A 14,835-nucleotide genomic window follows, 5' to 3' on the forward strand; every position below is an offset into this window, starting at 1 on the left:
CCGCGCGCGAACGCGCGGGCCGCGGCGGCGTGTGCCATGGCGGCGGGCGCCCCGGCGGCGGCGTGTGCCGCGGTGGTGTGCACGGCGGCGAGGTCCAGCGGCCCCGGCCCTGCCGTGTGCGGCGGATCTCCCCGCGGACCTCCGAGCGGAGCACTCGGACGGAGCACTCAGGCGGGCCGCGGGGCGGTCAGGTGGAGGCGGGCGGTCAGGAGGGCGATGCCGTAGGCGCAGCCCGCGGCGGCCAGCACCGCCGGGACGAGGCCGACCGGCCCGCCGAGGAAGGACTCGCCCATGAAGGCGATGGCGACCACGGACGCCGCGACCGGGTTGACGACCGTCGTCACCCCCAGCGGCGAGCCCAGCTCCATGCCCTGGTAGGCGGCCTGGGCGAGGAACACCCCGAGGACGGCGATGACCGCGGTGCCCGCGGTCGCCGGGTGGGCGAACGCGGCGGCGCCGTCGGTGCCGAAGACGGTGACCGTGGTCTTGGCCAGCGCGGAGGAGACACCGAAGGCGACGCCCGCCACCGCGGCGAGCAGGTGGCTGCGCCAGGTGGCCGGGCAGCGGCCCGCCGCCCAGGCACCGGCGACGAGCAGGGCCAGGGTGCCCAGGGTGACGGTCGACCCGTCGGCGACGGTGAGGGGTTCGCTGCGGCCGTCGGTCACGGACAGGCCGAGCAGCACCGCCACCGAGGCCACGACGAGGACGGCGCCCCAGGTCTGCCGCCGGGTCAGGCGCAGCCCGCCGAGCCGGGTCGCCCAGGGGATCGCGAAGACCAGGGCGAGGACACCCAGCGGCTGCACCACGGTGAGCGGGGCGAAGGCCAGGGCGGCGACCTGGAGGACGGCCCGTCCCCCGTTGAGGAGGACCGAGGACCACCACAGGGGGCGTGCCAACAGGGCGGCGAGGGGGCCGCGCTCGACCAGCGGTTCGGGGACCAGGACCGCCAATCGCCACTGGGACACCGCGGCCGCCGCGTAGGCGACGCAGGACAGGGTGCCCAGCAGGGCACCGAGCCACACGTAGGGATCCATATCAGGGATCCTTGCGCGGTCGCGGGGTCCGTGTCGTCCTACCGAGGGATGACGGTGGGTGACTTCGGTCTCGGGACATCCGGTGGGCACGGGGAGCGGACACGGGCCTCCTCGGTGAGGTGCGGGCGGGTCGCCGCGGCGGCACCCGGCGGCGGGTCAGGCGTCGACGACCTCCGGGAGGATCGAGGCCAGGTGGTCCACCGCCGCGCGTGGGTCGGAGAAGCCCTGGCCGAACGCGTAGACCGCGGTGATGCCCGCCCCGCGCAGCTCCAGCGCCCGCTTGACCAGGTCGTCGCGGTCGCTGCCGGCGTCGAACGAGATCGTCGCGGTCTTCTCGACCTCCGCGTAGTCCCGCCCGACGTCCTCGCAGTGGCGCTTGAGCACGTCGAGCTTGTGCGGCACCTCCGGCCCGCCGAACAGGTTGCAGGCGTCCGCGTACCGCGCCACCAGCCGCAGGGTGCGCTTTTCGCCCATCCCGCCGATCAGCAGGTACGGGTGCGGCTCGGACGGCCCGCGCGGGTTGTCGAGCATGCGCTCCAGCCGGTAGTGCTCGCCCTCGAAGGAGCCCTCCTCACCGCTCCACATGCCCAGGCAGATCCGCAGGGTCTCCTCCAGCCGGTCGAACCGCTCGGCCACCGGCGGGAACGGCAGCCCCAGCCCGCGCGCCTCCTCCTCGTACCAGGCGGCGCCCAGGCCCAGCCCGGCACGGCCGCCGGAGAGCGTGTCCAGGGTGCTGATCTGCTTGGCCAGCACCCCGGGCGGGTGGTACACGACCCCGGTGACCAGGGTGTGCAGCAGCACCCGCTCGGTGTGCGCGGCCAGGAAGCCGAGGGTGGTGTAGGCCTCCAGCATGGCGTTCTCGGGCGGCCCGATGGCGCCGCCCAGCTGCCAGTAGTGGTCCATCACGGTGATCCGGGAGATCCCCGACGCCTCGGCGTGCCGGGCGGTGTCGGCCAGGCGGCCGCCGATCTCGGGGTCGCCCCCGTCCCAGGTGAAGTCGGCGATGTGCAGCCCGAGTTCCATGTGCCCTCCCACGGACGACGAATGTGCCGGGAATCCCGACCAGAACCCAGTTTCGTCGCCGGGCCGGGCCGACGCCAGCACCTTTCCGAACCTGTGGAAAACCCACCGGGAGGGACCGGCCGGGGGTTCGGTTAGGATGCGCGGGATGTCCCGCACCGCACCCCTGGGAGCCCGCCGATGAACGCCTCCACGATCGTCTCCTGGGTGCTCTTCGTCGCCGTGTTCGCGCTGACGCGCGCGCTCACGCGGGCCCCGTACGCCGACCTGCTCGGGCCCGGTGTCGTGGCGTCGCTCGCCTCCTTCGGGACCGCCGCCGCGCTGGGCCTGCTGGTCCTGTGGGCGGTGCAGCGGTTCGCCGGGCGGTCGCACCCGGAGTGAACCGGGGCGCCCGGCCGGGCGCCCCGGTCGCGGCTCAGCCCTGCGGGGTCCACACGAACGTGGCCACCGCGCCCGCCGGCAGCGTGTACGGCAGGTACGCGCCACCGTCGCCCAGCGAGAACGTCCGCTGGGAGTCGGCCGTGTTGACCACGTACGCGGTGCGGGTGCCGTCCGGGTTGTCGAACACCACGTTCTGCACCCCGTCGGCCACCTCGGACCCGATCCGCCGCGCACCGGCGTCCACGAACCCGGTCAGGTGCCCGAGCAGGTAGTACTCGGCGTTGTAGGCGACCCGGCCGCCGTCGATCTCCACGACCCCGTTGCACCGGTCCTGGCAGTTGCCCTGGTGCGGGCCGCCGCCGGCGTCCAGCGCCAGGTTCCACAGGATGACGGTCTCACCGCCGCTGCGCAGGTTGCGCACCACCAGGTTCTCGGCCTGCCAGCGCAGCGTGTCCCGGAAGGTCGCCTCGGGGGTGTCGGAGTCGGTCCCGGAGCACTCGGTGAAGAACACGTGCGCCCCGGTGTCGGCGACCTGCTGCTGCGCCTCGGGCCGCCCGCCGTAGCAGTGGAACGCGGCGCCCCGCACCCGGTCCAGGTCGGCGGTGGCGGCCAGCACCTCCAGCGGGTAGTCGGGGCGGTCCCAGTTGTGGTCGTAGGTGTACAGGCCGGTGTCGAGCCCGGCCGCGCCCAGCGCCCCGTCGAGTTCGCGCAGGAACGCGGCCTGGTCGGCGGCGGACATGTACATGGACGGGTAGATGGTCTCGAACAGCGGCTCGTTCTGGACGGTCAGCTCGCTGAGCACGATGCCCTCGCCCGCGTACTCCTGTACGGCGCGCACCAGGTAGTCGGCGTAGTCGCCGTGGTTCTCGGCGCGCAGCGAGCCGCCGTTGAGCGAGCCGTTGTCCTTCATCCACGCGGGCGCCGACCAGGGGCTGCCCATGAACCGGATGTCGGGGTTGTGGTCCAGCGCCCGCCGGACGACGGGGATGATCTGCTCCCGGTCGCGGTCTATGGAGAACTCGCCCGGGGTGTCTTCGTAGGTGTAGAAGCCGCCGCTGTTGAAGTCGGTGCTGCCCAGCGGCTGGCGCAGGTAGTTGAGGCCGATGCCGTCCTCGGGCGAGAACAGGTCGCGCAGCAGCTCCTCGCGCTGCCCGGCGGGCAGCCCGGAGATCAGGTGCGCGGACGCCTCGGTGACCGAGGCCCCGGCGCCGACGAACTCCTGGCCGCGCCATCCGGGGTCGACGGCCAGCCGGGTGCCCTGCGGGTCGGGGGTGAAGGCGACGTCCTCGCGCTGTTCGAGGGTGCTGGACCGGTCGGGGGTGGTCACCCACACCCGGGCCACGGGGGCGGCGGTGTCGGCGGCGGCGGTCGCCTGGCGGGGGCCGGCGTCCGGGGCCAGCAGGCCGGCGCCCAGGGCGAGGGCGCCCGCCCCGGCCAGCAGGGGGACGGCTCGGGTCCGTCGTCGGGGGGCGGTGTGTCTCATGGTTCTCCTCCACGCGTGAGCGGGTGCGTTCGGGGAAGGTCCGCCGCCGACGGCCGTGTCGGTGGCGTTACGGCGGCATGAAAACACACTTAACGACCATTCAGCCAGACCCCTTGGCGGATTTATCTACCAAGTACTCGGTAGGTAACGGAAAAGCCGCAGCCCCAGGGGTTGTGGATCTTTCCGCGGCCGAAGGACCGTAGACTCCTGCGGGTGAGCAGAACGAGCCCGGGTCGGCGCCGGGCACCGCGGGGCGATCGCGACCGGCGGCGGGAGGAGATCCTGCGGATCGCGATGGAGACCTTCGCCACGCGCGGCTACAACAAGGCGTCCCTCGCCGAGATCTCCGACCGGGTCGGACTCACCCAGGCGGGCGTCCTGCACTACTTCCCGTCCAAGGTCGACCTGCTCACCGGGGTCCTGGACCTGCGCGACGCCACCGCCGAACACGGCGGCGCCGACCGCCCGCGCGGACTGGCCTTCCTGCGCCACCTCGTCGACACGATCCGGCACAACACCGGGACCGCGGGCATCGTCCGCCTCTACGCGGTGCTGTCGGCGGAGAGCGTCACCGAGGGCCACCCCGCCCAGGAGTACTTCCGGGGGCGCTACGACGGACTGCGCGAGATGGTCGCCGCCGCCCTGGCCGAGGCCCGCGAGGACGGGGAGATCACCCTCGACCTCGACCCGGGGACGACCGCCGCCGCCATCGTCGCGGTCATGGACGGACTCCAGGTGCAGTGGCTGCTGCGGCCGGACGCCGTCGACATGGCGGCCGCCACCGCCCACACCATCGGCCGCCTGACCGGCGTCGAGCCGTTCACCGGGGAGGGGGAGCGGTGAGGGAGGCGGTCGAGCGGCTGTACGCGGTGTTCGCGCGCCATCGCCTGGCGGCCCGCATCAACGGCTGCCCGCACTGCGTCACGGACGAGGACCAGCGCCTGCTGCGCCGCTCGCCGCTGCGCGAACTCGGCGAGGACGACCTGCGCCGGTTCGTCGCCAAGGCCCTCACCACCTGGGGCGGCGTCGACGACCTGCGCCACTTCCTGCCGCGCATCCTCGACCTGGCCCTGCCCGGCGACGGGGTCATCGACATCGACACGGTGGCCTCCAAACTGGACCTTGCCCGCTGGTCGCAGTGGCCCTCCGACGAACGCGCCGCCGTCCGCGCCTGCTTCGTCGCCCTGTGGCTGCGCACCCTGGACCGCGAACCCGAGGACCGCCCCGCCGTCCTGATCCTGGACACGCTGGCCACCGCCTTCGACGACCTGTCCCCGTTCCTGGACACCTGGGCCGACCGGTTGCGGCACTGGGCCGACCACCCCCGCGCCCTGCACCAGTTCGCCGACACGGCGGGCACCGTGGTCGCCACCTCGCCGGCCGTGCGCCACCCCCAGGTGGTGATCTGGCTGCTCGACCTGATCCCCCTGATGGAGACGCTCTTCAAGGAGCTGGAGGACGTGGACATCGGCCTGGCCGAGGCCATCCTGGACACCCACGACCAGCTCGTCCTGCTGCGCGCCACCTTCACACCCTGACGCGCCCTGCCCGACGGCCCCCCGCGCGCGAAGGCCCCGCCCCCCGAGGGGACGGGGCCCGCCTACCGGCCGATCACCGCCGCGGCCACCGCGTCAGGCGCCTGCGCGTAGGAGTCGAACTCCATCGCGAACGTCGCCCGGCCCGAGGTCCGGCCGCGCAGGTCGCCCACGTAGCCGAACATCTCCGCCAGCGGCACCGCCGCCGAGACCACCCGGGCCCCGCGCCGCTCCGCCAGCGACCGCACCCGGCCGCGCCGGGCGTTGAGGTCGCCGATGACGTCGCCCATGCAGTCCTCGGGCGTCGTCACCTCCACCGCCATCACCGGTTCCAGCAGCGCCGGGTCGGCCTGCGCCAGGGCGTCCCTGACCGCCTCCAGCGCCACCGCCCGGAACGCCAGGTCCGAGGAGTCCTCGGTGTGGAACGCCCCGTCCAGCAGGCGCACCCGCACCCCGGTCACCTCGTACCCGGCCAGGACGCCGAGCCGCAGCGCGTCCCGGCATCCCTTGTCCACCGCGGGGACGAACTCCCGCGGCACCCGGCCGCCGGTCACCTCGTCCACGAACTCGTACCCGCCCTCGAACGGCTCGACGGCGATCCGCACCCGGGCGAACTGCCCCCGGCCGCCGTTCTGCTTGCGGTACGTGCGGTCCAGCGCCGCGACCGCCCGCCGGATGGTCTCCCGGTAGGCGACGCGCGGCCGCCCCACCCGGGCGTCCACGCCGAACTCGCGCAGCAGCCGGGCGATCTGGATCTCCAGATGCAGCTCGCCCATGCCGCCCAGGATGGTCTGGCCGCTCTCGGCGTCGGTGTGCACCCGCAGCGACGGGTCCTCCTCCGACAGCCGCACGACCGCCGACGACAGCCGGTCCCGGTCGGACCGGGACCGCGGCTCCACCGCGACCTCGATGACGGGGTCAGGGAAGTCCATGGCGTCCAGCACGACCGGGTCCGCCGCATCGCACAGGGTCTCCCCGGTGCCGGTGCGGCGCAGCCCCATGACGGCGACGATGTCGCCGGCGACCGCCGCGGGGATCTCCTCGCGGGTCGCGGCGTGCACGCGGTAGATCTTGCCGATCCTCTCCTTCTCTCCCCGGAGCGGGTTGTACACCCGCTCACCGGTGGTCAGCCGGCCGGAGTACAGCCGGACGAACGTCAGGCGGCCCAGGTGCGGGTCGCCCGTGATCTTGAAGGCCAGCGCCGCCAGCGGCGCGTCCTCGGACGGAGGGCGTGCGACCGCGGCGCCCGCGTCCCCGGGGCGGACCCCGGCCACCTCCCCGGCGTCCAGCGGGGAGGGCAGATAGCGGACGACGGCGTCCAGCAGCGGCTGCACCCCCTTGTTCTTGAACGCGGTGCCGCACAGCACCGGCGTCACCGTGACGGGGCCGTCCACCGATCCGACGGTCAACCGCCGGATCGCCGCGTGCAGCTCCGCCTCGCCGGGTTCCTCGCCCCGGACGTACAGCTCCATCAGCGCTTCGTCGTGCTCGGCGACCGACTCCAGCAGGCGGGCGCGCCGGCGCCGCGCCTCCTCGACCAGTGCGTCGGGGACGGCGGCGACCTCGTACTCCTCGCCCAGGTCGGCGTCGGCCGACCACACCAGGGCGCGCATGCCGACCAGGTCGACCACGCGCCGGAAGCCCGCCTCGGCGCCGATCGGCAGGTGCAGCACCAGCGGCACCGCGCCCAGCCGGTCGCGGATCATCTCGACGCACCGCGCCATGTCCGCGCCGACCCGGTCCATCTTGTTGACGAAGCAGATGCGCGGAACGCCGTAGCGGTCGGCCTGGCGCCACACCGTCTCGGACTGGGGCTCCACCCCGGCGACCGCGTCGAACACCGCGACCGCGCCGTCCAGGACGCGCAGGCACCGCTCCACCTCGACGGTGAAGTCGATGTGGCCGGGGGTGTCGATGAGGTTGAGGGTGTGGACCGCGCCGTCGACCGTCCACCGGCAGGTGACCGCCGCCGAGGCGATGGTGATGCCGTGTTCGCGCTCCTCGGGGAGGAAGTCGGTGGCGGTGGTGCCGTCGTGCACCTCGCCGACCTTGTGGGAGGTGCCGGTGTAGTACAGGATGCGCTCGGTGGTGGTGGTCTTGCCCGCGTCGATGTGGGCCATGATCCCGATGTTGCGGACCGAGGCCCGTCCCATCCTTGTGGTGGTGGCCATGTGTCCGTTCCTCTCCGGCTCGTCGGGGCGACCATCGGGCGGTGCGCGCATGCCTTGTGCGGCCGTGGGTACGGCCTGCCGCCTGCCGGGAGAGTACGGGGCGGGAGAGCCCGCGGGCCAACGGTTTTCGTGCGTCGGACCGTGTTCCGGGCCGGGGGAGCCCGCCGGTCAGACCGTGTGCCGGGCCAGGAAGTCCGTGGTGGTGTCCCCGGCCCGGAACACCTCGTGGCCGATCAGCCTCCGGTGGAACCCCAGGGTGGTCCGGGTGCCCGGGCCCTCCACGCGGAACTCCTCCAGGGCCCGGCCCATCCGGTTCAGGGCGGCCTCCCGGTCCTCGCCCCACACGATGACCTTGGCGATCAGCGAGTCGTAGTGGGGCGGCACCCGGGTCCCGGCCGTGCAGTGGGTGTCCACCCGCACCCAGGGGCCGCCGGGCTGGTCGAACCGTTCGAGCAGCCCGGGGGCGGGGGCGAAGTCCCGCTCCGGGTCCTCGGCGTTGATCCGGCACTCGATGGCGTGCCCGGTCATGCGCACGTCCTCGGCGGAGAACGACAGCGGGGCCCCGGCGGCCACCCGGATCTGCTCGACGACCAGGTCCACCCCGGTCACCATCTCGGTCACGGGGTGCTCCACCTGGATGCGCGTGTTCATCTCCATGAACCAGTGGCGGCCCTCGGAGTCCAGGAGGAACTCCATGGTCCCCACGCCCCGGTACCCGACGGCCTCGCAGGCGCGTACGGCGTCCCGGCCGATGCGCTCGCGCAGCTCCGCCCCGACCACGGGGGAGGGCGACTCCTCCACCAGCTTCTGGTTGCGGCGCTGCACCGAGCAGTCCCGCTCGCCCAGGTGGACGACGTTCCCGTGGTCGTCGGCGATGACCTGCACCTCGATGTGGCGGGCGCCCTCCAGGTACCGCTCCACGTACACCGACGGGTCGCGGAACAGGGCCTGGGCGTCGGCCCGCGTCGTGCGCAGCGCGCGGGGCAGGTCGGCGGGGTCGCGGACCACGGTGATGCCCCGCCCGCCGCCGCCCGCGACCGCCTTGAGGACGACCGGGTAGCCGATGCCGTCCGCGACGCGGGCGGCCTCCTCGGCCGAGGCGACCGGTTCGACCGTGCCCGGCAGCAGGGGCAGCCCGGCCGCGGCCATGATCCGCCGGGCGCTGGACTTGTCCCCCAGGTCGGCCATGACGTCGGGCGGCGGGCCGATGAAGGACAGCCCCTCATCGGCGCAGATCCGCGCGAAGTCGGGGTCCTCCGACAGGAACCCGTACCCGGGGTGGACCGCGTCCGCCCCGGTCATGAGCGCCGCCCCGATGATGTTGGGGATATCGAGGTAGCTGCGCGACGGCGCGGCGGGACCGATGCACACGGCCTCGTCGGCGGCGCGTACGGCCGCCGAGTCGGCGTCCGCAGCCGAGTACACCGCCACGGAGGGGACACCCAGCTCGCGGCAGGCGCGGATCACGCGCAGGGCGATCTCGCCCCGGTTCGCGACGAGGATCTTGCGGAACACGGTCACTCCACCTCCAGCTCGAAGAGCACGGCGTCGAACTCGACCATGGCCGCGTCCTCGGCGACGATCCGCGCGATCGTGCCGTCCCGGTCGGCGACGATGGGGTTCATCAGCTTCATGGCCTCCACGATGGCGAGCTGCTGCCCTTGGGAGACCCGGTCGCCCACCGCCACGAAGGGCTCCGCGCCGGGCTCCGGCGCCAGGTAGACGGTGCCGACCAGCGGCGCTCGCACGGTGGGGCCGGCGGGGGCCTCCGGTCCGGCGGGCGGGGGCGCCACAGCCGCGGCGGCCGGGACCACCGCCGGAGCGGCCGGACCGCTGGCGGGGACCGCCGGGGCGGCTGTGTCTTCGGGGGAGGCCAGGTCGATCTCCACCGCGTTCACACCCGCGCGCAGGCTCACCCGGCGCACCGGGGAGCCCAGCCCCGAGATCAGCAGCTCGGCCTCCTCGCGCAGTTCGGACAGGGTCAGCTGCCGGTTGCCCGGCGCCGGATCGGGCAGGACCCGTCCCAGGACCCGGTCGGTGCCGTTGTGCTCGATCGCCGATGTCATCTCTGTACCTTCGTCGGGTTTCCGAAACGGGCGAAGCGTTCGTGCCTCAGGGCGACGACACGGTCGGCCGGGACGCCGTCGAACTCCGCCAGGGCCGAGCGCAGGGCGGCGCCCAGGGCCTCGGCGGTGACGGCCCGGTCGGTGTGCGCACCCCCGGGCGGCTCGGGGACGATGCCGTCCACGATCCCCAGGCACAGCAGCTCGGTGGAGCCGATCCGGAGCTGTTCGGCCGCCTTGGCCGACTCCGCGGCGGACCCGAAGAGGATGGTGGAGCACCCCTCGGGGCTGATCACCGAGTAGTAGGCGTTCTCCAGGATCAGGACGCGGTTGCCGACCCCCAGCGCCAGGGCCCCGCCGCTGCCGCCCTCGCCGGTGACGATCGCGACGGTGGGCACGGTCAGCCGGGCCATGCCGAGGATGCACTCGGCGATGGCGGCGCCCTGGCCGCGCTCCTCCGCCTCGATGCCGGGGTGGGCGCCGGGTGTGTCGATGAACGCGACCACCGGCATCCGGTGCCGTTCGGCGTGCTCCATCAGCCGCCGGGCCTTGTGGTAGCCCGAGGGCTGGGGCATCCCGAAGTTGCGCCGGACGAGCTCGGCGGTGTCGTGCCCCTTCTGGTGGCCCAGGACCACGACCGGGCGCCCGTCCAGGGAGGCGACCCCGGCGACGATCGCGAGGTCGTCCCCGCTCACCCGGTCGCCGTGGAACTCCAGGAAGTCCTCGAAGACCAGCCCGCAGTAGTCCAGGGTGGTCGGCCGCCCGATGTCCCGGGCCAGGGCCACGGACTCGGCCGCCGTGCGCGCGGACGACCCGGACGGCCCTGACAGCGCGGACGGCGCGGCCCGGGCGACCCGTCCCCGCGCTCCTCCCGCTTCCCCTGGCGCCACCGCTTCCTCCGGTGCCGCCGGGGCGGCGGATCCGCCGCCCCCGGAGCGGTCGGTGTGCAGGGCCAGCAGCCGGGTCAGCGTCGACCGCAGCTCGTGGCGGGGCACCACCAGGTCGAGCAGCCCGTGGGAGCGCAGGAACTCCGCGGTCTGGAACCCCTTGGGCAGCTCCTGCCGGATGGTCTGGCGGATCACCTGCGGCCCGGCGAAGCCCACACGCGCCCCGGGCTCGGCGATCACCACGTCCCCGAGGACGGAGAAGGACGCCGTCGCCCCGCCGTAGGTCGGGTCGGTGTTGACGTTGACGCTCAGCACGCCCTCCTCGCGCAGCCGCCCCAGCTCCTGCGCGGTCTTGGCCAGCTGCATGAGCGAGAGCGTCCCCTCCTGCATGCGGGCGCCGCCCGACGCCGACACCAGGATCAGCGGTGTGCGGGTCTCCAGCGCGTGCCGGGCGGCCCGGGCGATCAGCTCGCCGGTGACGGCGCCCACGCTGCCGCCCATGAAGGTGAAGTCCAGGCAGGCCAGGACGACGGGGTACCCGCCGATGGCGCCGGTGCCCCACACCGCGGCCTCCGCGCGCCCGGTCGCCTCCCGCGCCGCCGCCAGCCGCTCGGTGTAGGGCTTGCGGTCGACGAAGCCCAGGGGGTCGTGGGTCGTGAGGTCGGCGTCGTACCGGCGCAGGCCGCCCGGGTCGAGCAGGGTCTCCAGCCGCTCGTCGATCCCCAGCCGCAGGTGGTGCGAGCACTCCTGGCAGACGCCGAGGTTGCGGCGCAGTTTGGGCAGGTACAGGTGGCGGTTGCAGGAGGGGCACAACGACCACTGCGCCGGTGCGTCCCTCTCCGCGGGTCGGGTGGTCAAGGTCGGTCCTTTCGCTCGGTGGTGGGGGACCGGACCGCACGGTTCCGGGTCCGTGCGGTCCGGGGTCCGCCGGGGGCGGGCGTCAGCCGCATCCCCCGGCGGAGTCGGAGTCGAGCGGGACCGCCTCCGGGACCCCGGCCCCGGCGGGGACGGGCACCCGGGCCAGGGCGGGCAGCTCCCGAGCGTCCCCGTCCCGCGCCGCGTCCCCCTCCCGCGGATCGAGCACGTCGAGGAACGCCGCCAGCCGGTCCAGCCCCCAGAAACGGTGGCGGCCGACCCGGAAGTAGGGGACCCCGAACACGTCGTCCTGGTACAGGTCGTGCAGCGCGGCCAGGGCCTCCTCGCGCAGGTCCGGGTCGGACGCGGCGGACGCCGCGGCGTCGCCGTCCAGCCCGGCCTCCGCGGCCAGCTCCCGCACCAGGGCGGGGTCGCAGACGTTCTCGCCCCGCTCCCACCGGGCCTCGGTGACGAGGCGGTAGAACTCCCGCTCCCGCCCCTGCCGCCGCGCGTACAGCCACGCCAGGTGCGGCACCTCCCACCACGGGTCGACGTCCACGGGCCACGACATCGTGTACCCGAGGGAGGCCGCCAGCCGCTTGGTGTCGTAGAGGATGTACAGGTGCTTGGCCTTGCTCATCGGCGTGTAGGGGAACTCCCCGCCGCCCGCCCGCAGCCGGGCCAGCAGGTCCTCGTCCGGCTCCCAGAAGGGGCGGAACTCCACGGTGTCCGCCGCCTGCGGGTACAACTCCTCCAGCCGGCGCAGGGCCATCCACGAGAACGGGCTGCGGAACGCGAAGTACAGGCGCGGCGGTCGTTTCACGACTCCCCCTCCGCCCCGGCCCGGTGGTACCCGCGGACGACGGCCGCACCGGCCGCGCCGTCGGACGACACCGAGGTCAGTACGGACACCCGGCCGTCCAGCGCGGGCTCGATCCGGTGCCGGGCCAGGAGCGCGGCCAGCTGGAAGGGGCCGGAGGAGCTGTTGCACTCGCCGACCAGGGGCTTGATCCGCACCCGGACCGGCCCCTCGCCCAGGGCCGTCCGGATCCCCTCGTCCTCGGCCGTGTCCGTCCCGTCGACGCCGTGCTCGCCGCTGGAGACCCCCCACACCTCGTCGGCGCCGACCCCGGCCAGGGCCAGCGCCCGGCCGATCGCCGACTCCAGGGTGCGCGCGGTCTCCTCCGCGGGCCCGGTGCCGAACGCCGAGGCCAGGACCTCCGCCTCCGGCAGGCGGCCCTGCTCGCGGACCCGGGCGGCGTCCTCCAGGGCGAACACCCCGGCGCCCTCGCCCAGCGGCACGTCGCGGCCGCCGGTCACGGCCCGGTGCCCCCAGGCCATGTGCGGGCTGAACTCCTCGACGCCCCCGGCCAGCAGCACGTCGGAGTGCCCGCCGCCGATGAGGACGGACCCGTAGCGCAGGACGTTGAGCCCGGCCATGCCGCCCCCGGCCACGGTCGCGTTCACCCCGCGCAGCCCGTGCCAGATGGCGCTGCGCCCGGCCGGGCAGTTGATCGTCGCGCTGGGGAACTTCACGGGGTTGACCAGGTAGGGCTTCTCCTGGACGAGGGTGTCCCGGCTGAACTCGCTGGTGGTGCGGATGCTCCCGGCCATGGTGCCGAGCACGATCCCCACCCGGTCCTCGTCCCGGTCGCCCGCCCCGGACTCGGCCAGCGCGAGGGCGGTCCCCACGACGGCCAGCGCCGTGCTGCGGTCCAGGTGGCGGGTGCCCTTGCGGCCCAGGTGCGCGGCCGGGTCGAACCCGGTGATGGCGTGCGCCCGCATCGGGGGCAGCGGCGCCTCGAACATCCCGGCCGGGTCCGACTCCCCGGACCTGCCCTCGCGCACCGCCTCGGTGAACTCCCGGGCCCCGGTGCCGATCGGCGACACCACCGACCAGCCCGTGATCGCCAGGGCCGGGGCCCCGGTCGCCGCGCCGCTCATGACAGCCTCCCGAAGACGGTGATGGCGTTGTTGCCGCCGAAGGCGAACCCGTTGTTCTGCACGATCCGGGGGTCGGCCGGTCGGGCCCGGTTGGGGACCGGGTCGATGCCGCCCAGCTCCGGGTCGTGTTCGGTGAAGTTGACCGTGGGCGGCAGGAACCCCTCCCGCATCCCGATCAGCGAGGCGATGGCGCCGAACGCGCTGGAGGCCCCCATGGTGTGTCCGAGCATCGACTTGATGGAGCTGATCGGCGGGGGAGTGTCCCCGAACACCTCCCGGGTCGCGGTCGCCTCCGCCAGGTCGTTGGCCGGGGTCCCGGTGCCGTGGGCGCAGATGTAGTCGACGTCCGCGGCGCTGATCCCGGCGTTGGCGTGGGCCCGGCGCATGCACGCGGCGATGCCCTTCGGGTCGGGGGAGACCATGTGGTCGGCGTCGCAGTTCAGCCCGTACCCCAGGACCTCGGCGTAGATCCGGGCCCCGCGCGCCACCGCGTCGTCCAGGGACTCCAGGACCAGGGCGGCCCCGCCCTCGGCGGTGATGATCCCCGAACGGTCGCGGTCGAACGGCGAGCTGACGTGCTCGGCGACGGCGCCCAGCCGGAAGAACCCGGCGTGCGCCCAGCGCAGCACCGAGTCGGCTCCGCCGGCGATCATCACGTCGGCCGCGCCGGTGCGCACCAGGTCGTAGGCGTAGCCGATGGCGTAGTTGCCCGCGGAGCAGGCGGTCGCCAGGGTCATGGCCTCACCGGTCAGCCCCAGCTCCCGGTTGACCGCGTAGGCCAGCCGGGAGGCGGGCACCTGGCCGGGCAGGTGGGGGCTGAGGCTCTCCCAGCCCCCGGCGACCTCCTCCTCGGTGAGCCGCTCGATGATCTGCGACTCGCCGCTGGTGGTGCCCATGACCGACCCGGCCCGGCCGGGCGCGAGCGCCTCCGGGTCCAGGTCGGCGTCGGCCACCGCCAGCCGCGCCGCGGCCGCTGCGAACAGGCTCGCCCGGCCCCACTCGGCGGGGTCCAGCCGCTCCACCGCCTTCTCCGGCACGAAGTCGTGCACCTCGCCCGCGTTGCGGTGCGGGAACCCGGAGGCGTCGAAGGAGGTGATGGGGGAGACCCCGGACCTCCCCTCGCGGACGGCGGCGCCGAACTCCGACGCCCCCGTCCCCACGTTGGACACGGGCCCCAGGCCCGTCACGACGACCCGGCGCATCAGGCGTTCGCCTCCGCGTACCGGGAGACGACGCGGTGGACACCGGAGAGGCTGCCCATCTCGGGCAGCTCCGACTGGGGGACGGCGATCCGCAGGTTCTTCTCGATGCGGGCCAGGACCTCGATGGCCTGGAGGGAGTCGGCCTCGTGCTCCTCGGAGAACAGGCCCTCGTCGGTGATCTCCTCGGGCTCGACCTCAAGGACGTCGGCGACGATCTCGCGCAGGGCGTTGACGAGGTCGGTGTCGGTCAGGGACATGGC

At 74.2% G+C, this 14,835-nt stretch carries 14 protein-coding genes; 3 read left to right on the forward strand and 11 right to left on the reverse strand.

Features of this window, described 5'->3' with window-relative positions; genetic code table 11:
• Positions 1 to 167: 167 nt before the first annotated feature.
• Both ACJOT3_RS06575 and ACJOT3_RS06580 read right to left on the reverse strand, forming a co-directional pair.
• Complete coding sequence (locus ACJOT3_RS06575; protein WP_406969864.1) at positions 168 to 1,034, reverse strand: DMT family transporter; 867 nt, start codon at positions 1,032 to 1,034, stop codon at positions 168 to 170.
• Between the two features lie 156 nt (positions 1,035 to 1,190).
• The gene (locus tag ACJOT3_RS06580) at positions 1,191 to 2,057 is read right to left on the reverse strand and encodes an LLM class F420-dependent oxidoreductase (protein ID WP_406969866.1); all 867 of its coding nucleotides are present in this window, start codon (positions 2,055 to 2,057) and stop codon (positions 1,191 to 1,193) included.
• Between the two features lie 177 nt (positions 2,058 to 2,234).
• On the opposite strand from ACJOT3_RS06580, the gene ACJOT3_RS06585 reads away from it, so the two are divergent.
• Complete coding sequence (locus ACJOT3_RS06585) at positions 2,235 to 2,435, forward strand: hypothetical protein (protein WP_406969868.1); 201 nt, start codon at positions 2,235 to 2,237, stop codon at positions 2,433 to 2,435.
• A 34-nt stretch (positions 2,436 to 2,469) separates the two neighbouring features.
• On the opposite strand, the gene ACJOT3_RS06590 is transcribed toward ACJOT3_RS06585, so the two are convergent.
• Positions 2,470 to 3,918, reverse strand: a complete 1,449-nt coding sequence (locus ACJOT3_RS06590; protein WP_406969870.1) for a glycoside hydrolase family 30 protein — start codon at positions 3,916 to 3,918, stop codon at positions 2,470 to 2,472.
• Positions 3,919 to 4,131: 213 nt separating this feature from the next.
• On the opposite strand from ACJOT3_RS06590, the gene ACJOT3_RS06595 reads away from it, so the two are divergent.
• Positions 4,132 to 4,761, forward strand: coding sequence for a TetR family transcriptional regulator (locus ACJOT3_RS06595; RefSeq protein WP_406969872.1), 630 nt, complete (start codon positions 4,132 to 4,134; stop codon positions 4,759 to 4,761).
• The gene (locus ACJOT3_RS06600; RefSeq protein WP_406969874.1) at positions 4,758 to 5,456 is read left to right on the forward strand and encodes a hypothetical protein; all 699 of its coding nucleotides are present in this window, start codon (positions 4,758 to 4,760) and stop codon (positions 5,454 to 5,456) included. Before ACJOT3_RS06595 ends, ACJOT3_RS06600 begins: the two co-directional genes overlap by 4 nt.
• Before the next feature lie 62 nt (positions 5,457 to 5,518).
• Here ACJOT3_RS06600 and fusA read toward each other — a convergent pair whose 3' ends face one another.
• The 8 genes from fusA to ACJOT3_RS06640 all read right to left on the reverse strand — a co-directional run bounded on the left by fusA (position 5,519) and on the right by ACJOT3_RS06640 (position 14,832).
• The gene (gene fusA / locus ACJOT3_RS06605) at positions 5,519 to 7,624 is read right to left on the reverse strand and encodes an elongation factor G (protein WP_406969876.1); all 2,106 of its coding nucleotides are present in this window, start codon (positions 7,622 to 7,624) and stop codon (positions 5,519 to 5,521) included.
• A 168-nt stretch (positions 7,625 to 7,792) separates the two neighbouring features.
• Complete coding sequence (accC, locus tag ACJOT3_RS06610) at positions 7,793 to 9,139, reverse strand: acetyl-CoA carboxylase biotin carboxylase subunit (RefSeq protein ID WP_406969878.1); 1,347 nt, start codon at positions 9,137 to 9,139, stop codon at positions 7,793 to 7,795.
• Positions 9,140 to 9,141: 2 nt separating this feature from the next.
• Entirely contained in the window at positions 9,142 to 9,690 is a 549-nt protein-coding gene (locus ACJOT3_RS06615) for an acetyl-CoA carboxylase biotin carboxyl carrier protein (protein WP_406969880.1), read from the reverse strand.
• Positions 9,687 to 11,432: an acetyl-CoA carboxylase carboxyltransferase subunit alpha gene (locus ACJOT3_RS06620; RefSeq protein ID WP_406969882.1), complete on the reverse strand. Its 1,746-nt coding sequence runs from the start codon at positions 11,430 to 11,432 to the stop codon at positions 9,687 to 9,689. Before ACJOT3_RS06620 ends, ACJOT3_RS06615 begins: the two co-directional genes overlap by 4 nt.
• A gap of 82 nt (positions 11,433 to 11,514) precedes the next feature.
• Positions 11,515 to 12,252 (reverse strand): 2-hydroxychromene-2-carboxylate isomerase, encoded by a 738-nt coding sequence (locus ACJOT3_RS06625; RefSeq protein ID WP_406969884.1) that lies wholly within the window; start codon positions 12,250 to 12,252, stop codon positions 11,515 to 11,517.
• Complete coding sequence (locus tag ACJOT3_RS06630; RefSeq protein ID WP_406969886.1) at positions 12,249 to 13,373, reverse strand: beta-ketoacyl synthase N-terminal-like domain-containing protein; 1,125 nt, start codon at positions 13,371 to 13,373, stop codon at positions 12,249 to 12,251. The genes ACJOT3_RS06625 and ACJOT3_RS06630 overlap by 4 nt, the downstream gene beginning before the upstream one ends.
• The gene (locus tag ACJOT3_RS06635) at positions 13,370 to 14,575 is read right to left on the reverse strand and encodes a beta-ketoacyl-[acyl-carrier-protein] synthase family protein (RefSeq protein WP_406969888.1); all 1,206 of its coding nucleotides are present in this window, start codon (positions 14,573 to 14,575) and stop codon (positions 13,370 to 13,372) included. Before ACJOT3_RS06635 ends, ACJOT3_RS06630 begins: the two co-directional genes overlap by 4 nt.
• Positions 14,575 to 14,832: an acyl carrier protein gene (locus ACJOT3_RS06640; protein ID WP_406969890.1), complete on the reverse strand. Its 258-nt coding sequence runs from the start codon at positions 14,830 to 14,832 to the stop codon at positions 14,575 to 14,577. The genes ACJOT3_RS06635 and ACJOT3_RS06640 overlap by 1 nt, the downstream gene beginning before the upstream one ends.
• Positions 14,833 to 14,835 lie beyond the last annotated feature (3 nt).

The sequence above is a fragment of the Nocardiopsis protaetiae genome (genome assembly GCF_045446735.1).
GTDB lineage: Bacteria > Actinomycetota > Actinomycetes > Streptosporangiales > Streptosporangiaceae > Nocardiopsis > Nocardiopsis protaetiae.

Coding starts and splice junctions, on each gene's coding strand:
- ACJOT3_RS06575 (WP_406969864.1), bottom strand. CDS start 1,034: ATGGATCCCTACGTGTGGCTCGGTGCCCTGCTGGGCACCCTGTCCTGC.
- ACJOT3_RS06580 (WP_406969866.1), bottom strand. CDS start 2,057: ATGGAACTCGGGCTGCACATCGCCGACTTCACCTGGGACGGGGGCGAC.
- ACJOT3_RS06585 (WP_406969868.1), top strand. CDS start 2,235: ATGAACGCCTCCACGATCGTCTCCTGGGTGCTCTTCGTCGCCGTGTTC.
- ACJOT3_RS06590 (WP_406969870.1), bottom strand. CDS start 3,918: ATGAGACACACCGCCCCCCGACGACGGACCCGAGCCGTCCCCCTGCTG.
- fusA (WP_406969876.1), bottom strand. CDS start 7,624: ATGGCCACCACCACAAGGATGGGACGGGCCTCGGTCCGCAACATCGGG.
- ACJOT3_RS06615 (WP_406969880.1), bottom strand. CDS start 9,690: ATGACATCGGCGATCGAGCACAACGGCACCGACCGGGTCCTGGGACGG.
- ACJOT3_RS06630 (WP_406969886.1), bottom strand. CDS start 13,373: ATGAGCGGCGCGGCGACCGGGGCCCCGGCCCTGGCGATCACGGGCTGG.
- ACJOT3_RS06635 (WP_406969888.1), bottom strand. CDS start 14,575: ATGCGCCGGGTCGTCGTGACGGGCCTGGGGCCCGTGTCCAACGTGGGG.
- ACJOT3_RS06640 (WP_406969890.1), bottom strand. CDS start 14,832: ATGTCCCTGACCGACACCGACCTCGTCAACGCCCTGCGCGAGATCGTC.